The sequence below is a fragment of the Schlesneria paludicola DSM 18645 genome (assembly GCF_000255655.1).
Classification (GTDB): Bacteria; Planctomycetota; Planctomycetia; order Planctomycetales; family Planctomycetaceae; genus Schlesneria; species Schlesneria paludicola.
The window spans coordinates 638,494-650,486 of sequence record NZ_JH636435.1; the positions used below are offsets into that span (position 1 = coordinate 638,494).

The 11,993-nt window shown below is 55.4% G+C and carries 7 protein-coding genes; 4 read left to right on the forward strand and 3 right to left on the reverse strand.

The features are described from left to right. Positions 1–62: 62 nt before the first annotated feature. The gene (locus OSO_RS0120090; protein WP_010584958.1) at positions 63–2,258 is read right to left on the reverse strand and encodes a BamB-related PQQ repeat family beta-propellar protein; all 2,196 of its coding nucleotides are present in this window, start codon (positions 2,256–2,258) and stop codon (positions 63–65) included. Between the two features lie 375 nt (positions 2,259–2,633). Here OSO_RS0120090 and OSO_RS0120095 point away from each other — a divergent pair, with 375 nt between their 5' ends. Both OSO_RS0120095 and OSO_RS0120100 read left to right on the forward strand, forming a co-directional pair. Continuing rightward, positions 2,634–3,530, forward strand: a complete 897-nt coding sequence (locus OSO_RS0120095) for a DUF58 domain-containing protein (protein WP_029247248.1) — start codon at positions 2,634–2,636, stop codon at positions 3,528–3,530. A 158-nt stretch (positions 3,531–3,688) separates the two neighbouring features. Beyond that, positions 3,689–4,324, forward strand: a complete 636-nt coding sequence (locus tag OSO_RS0120100) for an MIP/aquaporin family protein (RefSeq protein WP_010584960.1) — start codon at positions 3,689–3,691, stop codon at positions 4,322–4,324. A gap of 377 nt (positions 4,325–4,701) precedes the next feature. On the opposite strand, the gene OSO_RS0120105 is transcribed toward OSO_RS0120100, so the two are convergent. Next, entirely contained in the window at positions 4,702–8,070 is a 3,369-nt protein-coding gene (locus OSO_RS0120105; protein WP_010584961.1) for an efflux RND transporter permease subunit, read from the reverse strand. A 102-nt stretch (positions 8,071–8,172) separates the two neighbouring features. After that, positions 8,173–9,369 carry an efflux RND transporter periplasmic adaptor subunit gene (locus OSO_RS44345; protein ID WP_010584962.1) on the reverse strand — a complete coding sequence of 399 codons (1,197 nt, stop codon included), beginning with the start codon at positions 9,367–9,369 and terminating at the stop codon, positions 8,173–8,175. 457 nt (positions 9,370–9,826) lie between these two features. On the opposite strand from OSO_RS44345, the gene OSO_RS0120120 reads away from it, so the two are divergent. Both OSO_RS0120120 and OSO_RS0120125 read left to right on the forward strand, forming a co-directional pair. Next, positions 9,827–10,351: an RNA polymerase sigma factor gene (locus OSO_RS0120120; RefSeq protein ID WP_010584963.1), complete on the forward strand. Its 525-nt coding sequence runs from the start codon at positions 9,827–9,829 to the stop codon at positions 10,349–10,351. After that, on the forward strand, positions 10,341–11,954 hold the full coding sequence (locus OSO_RS0120125; RefSeq protein WP_010584964.1) for a tetratricopeptide repeat protein: 1,614 nt from the start codon (positions 10,341–10,343) through the stop codon (positions 11,952–11,954). The genes OSO_RS0120120 and OSO_RS0120125 overlap by 11 nt, the downstream gene beginning before the upstream one ends. Positions 11,955–11,993: the final 39 nt, after the last annotated feature.

The window sequence follows — 11,993 nt, forward strand, 5'->3', positions numbered from 1 at the left end:
TCGTATTCAGTCCATTGAATTGTCCGCGATTGAAGGTGCTCGGCATCCCGTTCCATGGGGGCTCAGTCTTGATCCAAACTGTTCACCGCGACACTTGCGGGGGAAAGCGTGGAATGACTTGCCGCATCGGTTTTGGCTTTTGTCGACTCAGAATTCAGGGGATAGGCGGTGATGGCTAAGTTCGACACGGTCAGCAGCGCTTTCGGCGTGACAATGATATTGCCGCCCAGTGACTCGAGATCAGCCCCTCGAAAGACCCGGACCACTTTGCCATCCGCCTTGTTAATTTCGTAGATCCCGCGTGATGAAAAGAAGTAGATTCGATTCTGAGTCAAAACGGGATGTGCCCAAGTGCTGCCCGCATTGACTTTGACTGACCAGATGATTTTCCGTGTGGTCAGATCAAAGGCCGAGATGTCCTCGCCACCAAGATAGAATCGGGTTTCGTCGATGCCAATGAGATCCGCAATCCGCGGCACGGACCGATGCCAGAGGACGCGCGGTCGTTGCGGGTCGACAGCGTACAACTTTTTCGATCGCATGCCTTTCAGGTACAGAATTCCGTTGATAATTTGCGGCGGTCCAACGGTAAACGGCTCTGACTGATTTCCATTCCACCAGAAGCGATGCGATTGACTCACCTCCGACGCGTAGTTCAGCCCCCATTCGACTTGACCAGAAACCGCGTCGAGCTGCACGAGACTTCCCGAATGGGTATCGACATACAGGTGTCCGCCGTGCAGCAGCAATGATGGCTGGTAGGTTCGTTCCATCGAATAGGGATTGGACTCACTTGTATAGCTACCAATCTTAGTCGACCACAGCAGCCTGCCGTCGCTGGAGTTCAAAGCAAGCACTTCAAGATCACGCCCTTGGTTCGGCTTGTTCGCGGCAAGATAGAGTCGCTCGCCCGAGATCAGTGGCGTTCCGCGAATACTCCAGTTTTTCAACTCATTCGATTGTTGACTGTTGAAAACTTTCTTCCCGGTGTCGAGTTCACGCGAGACAATTCCGAACTTGGCCGCCTCACCATGTTGTTGTTGCTGACTGGCCTCACGTGCTACCGTCCAAACTCGTCCCCCACCGACCACCAACCCGTGCTGTTCAAGCGGCGTGATGGTTCCCTGTTGTGCCTTTTGGACGACGTCGAAAATACGACCGCTTCGCCAGAGCAATTTGCCGTTTTCCAAATCGATGCCCAGATCGTACCCTGCGAAATTCACATAAATGCGAGATCCATCGGCGGCAACGGGAGGAATCCAGTCTGACGCGTTCTGCTGTCCTCCCCAGCGATTCTGGAGCTGCAGTCCTACGGGAGCGCCGGATTTGGAATCTGACACCGGGAAGAAACGGAACTGCCAAAGCGGTTCGGTGTCCGTGGGAAGGGGGATATCACCAGCAATTCCATTCTGTGCGGAGCGATTCTGGGCCGCTTCAGTCGTCGATGGATTCGTCGCCGCTACGGCCCCCTGCGGGGCGCGGCGTTCCGCCAGCGAACGCAGATGGCTCACGGCCGGAATCTCTTTGCCACCGATGGTGACTTTTTCCGTTGCATGCTGTTGTTCGACGACTTTCAGCAGTTCGTGAAATTCGGTCCAGTGCTTCTGTCGGGCAAGCGCAATACCGATTTTGGTCCTGAGTCGCACTTTAGAGATCTGTGAATCGGGGCGTTGTTCGAGGATCGTCCGCCAGGCGTTCACGGCTTGTTCCAGATTACCAGCCTCGAAGTGCAGGTCACCCAATTTGTCAGCCGCAGAATCTCCGACGGACGTCACGACAAATCGAGAGAAAATCTGCGACAACTTGGTGAGTTCTTCTTTCCCGACCGCCTGCTCGAGCAATTTTTTCGCCTCGGCATCGAAGAACAGCCGATACGCGTCTTGGCCTGCGGTCGGCAGTTCGAGCAGGGCTTCGCGGGCGATCATCCGACTTGGCAACATGATGCCATCCGCCGTGAGGACCAGCCCCTCGGCTGTGGCGGCGAATACTTTTTCCAAATGCTTGAACGCTTTTTCCCACTGCTTTCGCCCGGCAAACCGACGGAAATCTTCCATCGCCTCACCAATTTCGGTGGGCTGTGCGGGCAACAAAAACGGTGGCTGTGCGGGTTTATTCTCGCCAGGGGTATCGTCTTCCCCCGCAACGAGGACCTGCGCCTGCACCGGGGTGCTCTGCGACAGTGGCGCGATCACCACGACGCAACCAATCAGAAGAAGTGTCCGCCATCCGCAGATTCGTCTGTCGAGCTCGAGTGTCATCACGAACTGAAATCCATCTCACGAGGTGCGACCGATGCAGACAATGACGCCTCGAAGACGATGACGGGAAGTCATTCGTCAGACGTCGTGTCATACTATCGAGGCAGTGAAGCCGTTTGCAACCAGTTGCACGAAAATATCCCGTCGCTTTCGCCACATCCGGAGATCAGGAGTCACCGCGAATCTGACGTATTGTCGCGGAAGATACGGACTCTATTCTTGCCGAGTGAAAAAAGTGCTATCGTCCAGCAACGAATGCGTTTGAAGACGTCAGAGAAGACCGAAGTTTATCGGCTCCTTTTCGCCTCCATCAGATTTGTTCCTACAGCGTTTGATCCAATTCCTTATGACGCTTTCCGTTCAAGAGAATCTCGAATGACGGGTGCCGAGCAATATCTTAAGCCGTCCGTGATTCGAAACGTGGCACGCCTGGACCTGCGTGCGCGCTTCATCGTAGAAGGCTTTTTGACGGGCCTTCACGCCAGCCCGTTTCAGGGATTCAGCGTCGAATTCAGCGAACACCGTCGCTATTCCCAGGGCGATGACCCCAAAGACATCGACTGGCTGGTGTTCGCCAAAACCGATCGCTTTTACGTCAAGAAATACCAGGCGGAAACGAATATCTCGGGCTATCTCTTGATGGATCTGTCCGAGAGCATGGCCTATACCTACCGGCAGGAACTGACCAAGTTCGATTACTGCATCTGCCTGGCTGCCGCACTGGGCTATCTGATGATCCACCAGCAGGACCCGGTTGGGCTGATGACATTTGATCAGAAGCTACGAGCCTGTTTACCGGCTCGTAGTAAACGCAGCCAACTTGGCAATATGCTTGGCCTGCTGGCCAAGGCACGGCCGGCAGGACAGACGGATGTCGCGGGAAACCTTCGTCGCATTGCGGCCATGATTCGGCACCGCGGATTGTTTATGTTGTTTTCGGATTTGCTTTGTGACCCCGAACCTGTCATCGATTCATTACGACTACTACGTCATCGAGGTCATGACGTCATTGTGTTTCACGTGTTGGACGAGGCGGAAGTCAACTTTCCATTTAGTGGATTATCAGATTTCGAAGATCCGGAATCAGGCGAACGTCTGATTGTTGACGCGGCGGGAATTCGTGGTGATTACGTCCGCGCAGTCCAAGAACTGCGAGACCGCTACAAACGAGAATGTCTTAGTGTCGGGGCCGACTATGTTGCTCTCGATACCAGCATGCCCTTTGATCGCGCGCTCGTCGAATATCTTTCTCAGCGAAAAGCCAGATTCTGACGGAATTACCGTTAGAGGCATTCTCTTGATTGTGAAAATCTGATTGATCTAAAGAAGTGACTGTTTCTCTCTGAAATCGGTTTGGTTACTGTGATTCGCACCTTTCACTCGAAGGTGCCACATCCCACCCCACATCCCGACTTCTGGAGACCTCGCAAATGGGAAAGTATCTCGCGGAATTCATTGGCACGTTTTTCCTGGTGCTGACAATTGGCTGCACTGTCGCCAGCAAAGAGCCGATGGCGCCGCTTGCGATTGGCTCCGCACTGATGGTCATGATCTATGCTGGAGGACATGTTTCCGGGGCGCATTTCAATCCAGCGGTCACTCTCGCGGTGACGATGCGCGGACGCTGCTCCCTGGCCGATGCGATCCCCTACGTCGTGGCTCAGGTGCTCGCTGCGATTGCCGCGGCAATTACCGTAGGCTTCCTGATCCCCGCAGATAAACTTTCGGCAATCACCGCCATCGACCTTTCAAAAACCGTTCCGCAGGCGTTACTCGCGGAAGGGCTGTTTACCTTCGCCCTGGCCTATGTCGTCTTGAACACGGCCACAGCGAAAGCCAATGCGAACAATTCGTTCTATGGCTTGGCAATTGGCTTCACCGTTCTGACGGGAGCCTTCGCCGTGGGAGGCATTTCGGGTGGTGCCTTCAACCCCGCCGTCGCCGTGGGAATCTCGATGCTGGGATTCACCTCTTGGAGCAACATCTGGATCTATCTGATCGGTGATCTTGCTGGGGGTGCTTTGGCCGCGATTGCGTTCAAGATCATTAACCCAAGCGACAAGTAATCCTCGTACCCGCGAAGGTATGTTGCTGCAAACTTGATGGAATTCGACTGACGACGTCCCGCGCGATCACCATGATCACGCGGGATGTTTTTTTGTCACGACACGCCTGCTCAGCCCCGAGAAGCATCGCGGCATGTCGATTTCATCACCGAGCGTGTGTGGTGAGGTCGAGAATTTCCCTTGTTCCACTCGTTACCAAGTTCCCGATTGGTGACACCTCTTCCAATTTTGGGCTCCTGTCGAGCGAGAACGCGACCTGAACCCGTCCCGTACACACGAAGGCCGACAAAACATTCCCAAGCGATCACTTGGGAACCGGGCAAACGCATTTCCGGCGAGCCGACAAGCGACCGCTTCCGGCTCGCCTTTATCGTCGCTCAATGCGAAGGAGCGGGTTCTGTTCCGGCATTTGGCCTGGCATTCACCGAGGGCTCCTGTTTCGCGGCCGGTTGTTTTCCAAATCGATCGATGATCTTGTAGAACACGGGAGTCAAAAGAATTCCGAAGATCGTGACGCCGCACATACCCGAAAAGACGGCGATCCCGAGTGTCTGGCGCATTTCCGCACCTGCTCCGTGCGAAAAGACAAGCGGTGCCACGCCGAGAATGAACGCGAGCGAGGTCATCACGATCGGTCGCAAACGTTCTTTGGCGGCTTCGAGTGCCGCTTCATGAACTGATTTTCCAGCATGCCGACGCTCACGCGCGGTTTCGACAATAAGGATCGCATTCTTGGCCGCCAGTCCGACGAGCACGATGAATCCAACCTGAACGAAGATGTTGATGTCCAAGTGCGTCATCCAAAGACCGAACACGGCGCTCAGCAAACACATCGGCACCACGAGCAAGACCGACATCGGCATCGACCAGCTTTCATACTGCGCCGCGAGGACCAGGAAGACGAGAATGATGGCGCCAATGAAGGCGTACAAAGCAGCACTTCCTTCCTGCAGTTGCAGGTACGTCAACTCGGTCCATTCGGATGTCATTCCGGCGGTCAGTTCGGCATCGGTGACTCGTTTCATTGAGGCAATCATGTCACCCGTACTGACACCCGGCAGGGATGCGCCGTTCAACGGTGCCGCGGGGAACATGTTGTAACGCGTGATCATGATCGGACCGCCAACATCATCAATCCTCGAAATCGTTCCCAGTGGCACCATCTTGCCTTGCACGTTTCGCACTTTGAGGTTGCGAACATCGTCGGCACGCAAACGGAACGGGGAATCGGCCTGCAGGTTGACCTGCCAGGTCCTTCCGAACTGATTGAAGTCGTTGACGTAGTACCCCCCGAGAAACACCTGCAGCGTTTGAAAGGCATCGCTGAGCGGTACCCCCAACGCCTTGCACTTCGTACGATCGATGTCGATATATAGCTGAGGCGTATCCGAGCGGAAGCTGTTGAACGTGTAGGCGATTCCAGGTTGTTTCGTCGCCCCTGCAGCGACCTCGTCGGCTCGCTCTTGCAATGCCCCCAGCCCCTGGTCGCTGCGATCTTGCACCATCAATTTGAATCCCCCCGCGGACCCGAGTCCATCGACCGGAGGTGCACCGAACACGGCAATCTGGGCATCAAGAACTTCCGTGAAGAACCGTTTTTGCAACAGGCCGGCGATGGCATTCGCACTGAGGCTGTGACCACGACGATGATGAAACTCATCGAGAATGATGAACATCGAGCAGAAGTTCGATCCTACCGCGTTCAAGACAATCGACTGTCCGGCGATACCGACGGTGTGTGCGACGCCCTCGGTTTCCTGAGCGATCTTCTCGACCTTCTTCACCACCGCGACCGAGCGTTCGAGCGATGCCGAATCGGGCAGCTGCATATTGACCACCAGATATCCCTTGTCTTGCGAAGGGATAAAGCCGATGGGTGTGCGCGTGATTCCGAAATACGTCAATCCCAGCAAACCGACATACACCAGCATCACCAAACTGCTGATACGCAGCATGCTGGCCACAATACTGCCGTAAACGCGCGTGATGGCATCGAAGCCGCGATTGAAGATCTTGAAGACTCCAGCCAAAAAGCGGTTCATCGGTTTCGTGATGAACCAGCCCAAAATGGCACCGGGAACAAAGAGCGCCAGCCACAGTGCCCACGCCGCGGCCCCTTCGCCTTTCAAGCCGATCACAGGCTCGAGCAAACTGGCTCCCCACCAGCCCAGCATTGTCATGTAACCCCACCAGGGAAACGCCTCGCGATCGTCATGACCATGTCGGCGATTTTTGAAAATTTGCACGGCCCGCGATGGTGTCATCGTCAATGCGTTCACCGCAGAAATAATCATGGATGCCGAAATCGTCAGCGCGAACTGGCTATAGAACTGGCCGCTGATCCCGCTCAGCATTGCACTCGGCAGAAAGACAGAACTCAGAACCAGCGTGATGGTAATGATCGGACCGGTCAATTCGTTCATCGCACTGATTGTCGCGGTACGCGCATCTTGCCCCCGCTCCAGCCAACGCTCGATTCCTTCCAGCACCACAATCGCATCGTCGACCACAATTCCAATCGCCAGGACCAGACCAAACAGCGTTAAGTTATTCAGCGTGAAACCCATCAGCCACATCACAGCGAGCGTACCGATCAACGAGACCGGAACGTCGATCATCGGCAGGGTCATCGACTTCCAGTCCTGCAGAAACAGTAAGACCACGATCGCGACCAGAATCACAGCGTCGCGCAGTGCCTTGAAGACTTCATTGACGGACTCTTCGATGAAGGGAGTCGTGTCGTAGACGATGGCCGAGCGCATCCCCTTGTCGAATCGCGTTTCCAGATCTGCGACCTTCGCACGAATCTTTTTCGCAGTTTCGAGCGCGTTGGAGCCGGGCAATTGGTAGATCGCCATCCCGACCGACGGGCGGCCATCGAGCGAACAGGCGGTGTCTTGATTCTTGGCGCCCAGTTCGAGGCGCCCGATTTCATCCAGGCGCGTTGGTTGCCCGGTGCTGCCGGTCTTCACGATGATCTGCCCGAACTCGGTCGGCTCTGTCAACCGTCCCAAGGTTGTCAGCGTGTACTGAAAATCGAGGCCGTTCGGGACGGGCGGTTGACCTACGGTTCCGGCCGCGACCTGGACGTTCTGCTCCCGCAGCGCGTTGACGACGTCGTTTGCCGTCAGATTTCGCGACGCCATCTTTTCGGGGTCCAGCCAGACGCGCATGCTATAGTCTTGCTGACCGAGGAAACTCACATCGCCCACGCCATCGATCCGCAACAGTTCGTCGCGCATCTGAATCGTGGCGTAGTTACTCAGAAACAACTGGTTAAACATGGGACGGCCCGTTGATTCGTCCGTCTCGGAGAACAAGTTGACCACCAGCAAGATGCTGGGCGATTTCTTTTTTGTGCTGACACCGGTCGTTTTGACCACGTCCGGCAGCTTGGGCAGAGCCAGTGCGACGCGGTTCTGGACCAGCACCTGGGCCATATCCAGGTTCGTCCCCAGCTTGAACGTAACGCTCAGGCGGTAGCCGCCATCATTGGTACATTGCGACGACATGTACAGCATCTTCTCGACGCCGTTGACTTCTTGTTCAATCGGCGCGGCGATCGTCTCCTGCACGACTCGCGCGTTCGCACCGGGATAGCTGCACGAGACTTCGACCGTGGGAGGTGTGATCTCGGGATACTGGGCAATCGGCAGTGTAAAGCCCGCTGCGAGTCCGGCGAAGACGATCACGAGCGAGATCACGATGGCGAACACAGGTCGATCGATGAAGAAGCGGGCCAGCATTCAAGGACCTTTGGTGATGAGATCGACGGTGAATTTCAGAACCGACGGAACACGAGATTCCGCGGGATTTTCAAGAACAGGGCCATCGAGAACCGCGTGCGTTTAGTGCGATTTCGCGGCCGGCTTTTCCGCCGGTACCGCGGAGTTCGGCGGCGGATCGCTCGCGATCTTGACGTCCGAACCTGGGCGGACCCGCTGCTGACCCTTCACGACAACTTGGTCGCCGGGTTCCAGTCCCGTTTCGATGACCCGCAGCAATTCGTCGTGACGTCCGGCGGTCACGTTCCGGCGTTCAATCTTGTTCTCGGTGGTGACGACGTACACAAAACGCTGCCCCTGCTGCTGCATCAACGCGTTCTCGGGAATGAGCACACGTTTGCGAGGCGGCCCCATCTGGAACTGAACTCGAACGAACAATCCCGGTGTCAGGTATCGGTCTTCATTGGGAAACCGGCCTCGAACCTGGATCGTTCCCGTACCGGCATCGATCCGGTTGTCCACCAGGTCGACGACACCCACATGCGGGAAGCCCGTCTCATTCGCGAGTTCCATCCGAACCTCGACGTTGTCTCGCTCGCGGGCCGAGTCCATTTTCTTCTCGCGAATTCGTCGTTGGATATCCAGCAACGTGCGTTCATCGACGTCGAAGTAGGCATAGATCGGATCGAGCGACACAATCGTTGTCAGGGACGTCGTGTCGGCAGTGACCAGATTTCCGACGGTGATCAGTTCGCGATTCGTGAGCCCCGCAATCGGCGCGATCACCTTCGTGAAATCCTGATTCAATTTTGCGTTGACGACAGTCGCCTGTGCCGATTGAACCGACGCATCGGCATGCGCTTTGTCGGCAACAGCCTTGTCGTAATCCGATTGCGTGCTGATTTGCTTCTTGTGCAGGTCTTCCGCACGCGCCAGTTCTGCCGACGCCTGTTTCAGACTGGCTTCTGCAGTGGCCAGCGTCCCCTCGGCTCGCAGCAGTTCGGCGTCGTACGGACGCGAGTCGATTTCGAACATGACTGCACCGGCCTCGACTTCTTTGCCGGGCTTGTAGCGAATCTCTTTCAGGTACCCGCTCACACGAGCCCGAATTTCGACCGACTCGACCGCATCGGTTCGACCTGTAAATTCGACAAAATCGGCCAGATCCTTCTCGACAGGATTCACCACCACGACGGACGCTGGACCGGCACCCGCTTTGGGATTGCCCACCGCCTGGCCGCCACAGCCAGTACTGAACAATCCCAACAAACTGAGTCCCACAACGTGGCCACAGAATCGTCGAGACGGATGAATCAACATGACGTACCCGGAATCAAGGTGTGAAATGATCTATCTGAGAACACGAAAGTGCGAGTTACGAGGCCAGCATAACTTCACCTCGCGAAAAATGCATGTGGGGCGAAAAATGCATGCAGTCCGAGTTGAGATCACTCATGTCTCATGCATATTTACCATTCACAATTCGTTCCTCCGCGATGACCGCACACGCAAGCCCGACACAGACGCCGAGACTTTGTGCCACTTTCATCACCGCACTTAAAGTTTCGCGCGGCATCCGACGTCGTGTTCGATGAGAATCGCGTCAATCCTTCCGCCCATGAACGGTGTCTTCACGGAATAAGACGTACGGACTCGAAATGGGTTAAAACGGTTTCTTTGACATTGCACAGAATCCCAACGCTTTTTGCAGAAAGTGCAGTTTTTTGTAAGTCGACGCGTGTTCGGGTGACCAATACCACTGAAAGGGAGCGTTGCATTGCTGGACGAAGAACAAAAGTCGCTTTTTATGACCTGGCTGGGTGAGCATGGCTCATCGGTCATGAAAGTGGCGCGTGCATACACTCTCACCAGCGAGGAGTGCCAGGATCTTGCACAAGAGATTCTGCTGCAGGCTTGGCGCTCCCTGCCGAATTTTGAAGGTAAAGCAAACGCCGTGACGTGGTTCTATCGAGTGGCATTGCATACTGCGATGAACTGGCATCGAAAAGACCGACGCCGACGCTTACGGCAGCAACCGCTGCTGGAAGTGCAAGCGCTCGCGGCGGAAGACGCGAACAGCGCCGAACAGTGTCAGCATCGAGATACCGTTGAGCAGCTCTACAAAGCCATCCAGCAACTACCGCAAACCGATGCCGCGCTGGTGCTGCTGTATCTCGATGAACTGAGTTATGGAGAGATGGCCGAAGTGTTGGGCATCTCTGAAAGTAACGTCGGCGTGAAGCTGAATCGAGCGAAAAAAGTGCTGAGCGAACTGATGAAAGGAGAGTCACATGGCGCCTGACCATTTTCAGGAGGCATGGCAGGCGCAGGCGTCACGGACACGCGTCAAGGTCTATGCCGACTTGCTGTTGAAAGAAGTACAGCGCGATCAGCGAAACTATCAAGTCAAGAGCTTCCGGGCAAAATCCTTGGCCGTCGGAATGGTCCTTCTTTCACTCCCTGTTTGGTTTTATTTTTGCGCCGCTTGGTACATGGCGGTGCCGGTGATTGTTTGGGTGACGGTACTAGAAGTTGTATTCATCTGGGAGTGCCGAAATCGGTTCTCGTATCACTCGCAAAAGCCCAAAGAATCTGGTGAACCGTTACTTCAATTTGTGAAAGAGTCCTTGTATCAGGTGGAACGAGAAATCTCGGGGGCGCGCCTCGTTTTCTGGTGGGTTGTCCTGCCGGCGTCCATCTCCTTCCTGGCATTCATGGTCTTCTTTGGATCGGAATCGCCCCGAAAAAGCACGCCTCTGTCGCTCTTCGACCTGAGAGGCATTGTGATCACATTGCCGGTGCTCATGTATTCCATCAGTCAATTCGGCGTCCGTTTTCGGCTTGAGCCGCGACGTCAGGAACTGCTGACGCTCCTCACAAGCCTCGACGACGAAACAAGGAATGACGACGGACAACATCCGTTTTCGGCAGACATGGGGACCGGTTCGGCTCTGGCGGAGCCTGTCCCCATGTCTGCCAGGCAATCCACGCCCCCTCACCTACAAGGCACTCGACCAATGAACAACAAGAGACTGATCGACATCTCGCTGGTAGTGGTGTTTCTGGCGGCCAATATTGGCATCCTCTACATGTTCAGGGGCCGCTTCACTGGCGCGCCGCCAATCTCACCAAGCTCGACTTTTGCCGAAGCCATCCAACGTGGTTCTGACGCGTTCGAGAAAAAGGATTACGATAGGGCAATTGTGGCCTGGGACGAAGCGATCCGGATTGATCCAAATCATTCCGAGGCTCACCGATATCGTGGAGATGCCTGGATGAATAAGTACGAGTTCGACAAGGCGCTGTCCGAATACGATGAAGCCATCCGGCTCGATCCCCAAAACGGATCGCCCTACTTATCTAAAGGAATGATCTGGACGGAGAAAGGAGAAGCCGACAAAGCGATTGCCGCCTTCGAAGAAGCGTGTCGACTCAATCCGAGGATTGCCGATGGACGGACCTACAAACGCTATTTGGCGGCCGCCGAGTCGCTGCGTCGCAAGCCACAAGACCCGAAGTTTACGGAAGCGATCCAACGGGGATCGAAGGCGTTTCAAAAAAGGGATTACGATGGAGCGATCGTCGCCTGGGACGATGCGATCCGGATTGATCCGAATCATTCCAAAGCTCACCGATATCGCGGAGATGCCTCGTTGAACAAGCGAGACAACGAGAAGGCCCTTTCCGAATACGATGAAGCCATCAGGCTCGATTCGAAGAATGCCATGGCGTACTGTAGTCGCGGTGCCGCATGGACGGAGAAACGAGAATCCGACAAAGCGATCGCCGACTTCGATGAAGCGATTCGGCTCGATCCGACAATTGCTGACAAGCCCTTCTATAAACGATACAGGGCGGCCGCCGAGTCGCTGCGGGCGGCGAAGCCGGCTTCACCGAAGGAATAACGGGATTCAAATTCGCCTGCTTGCGGATTGCCCCGATCG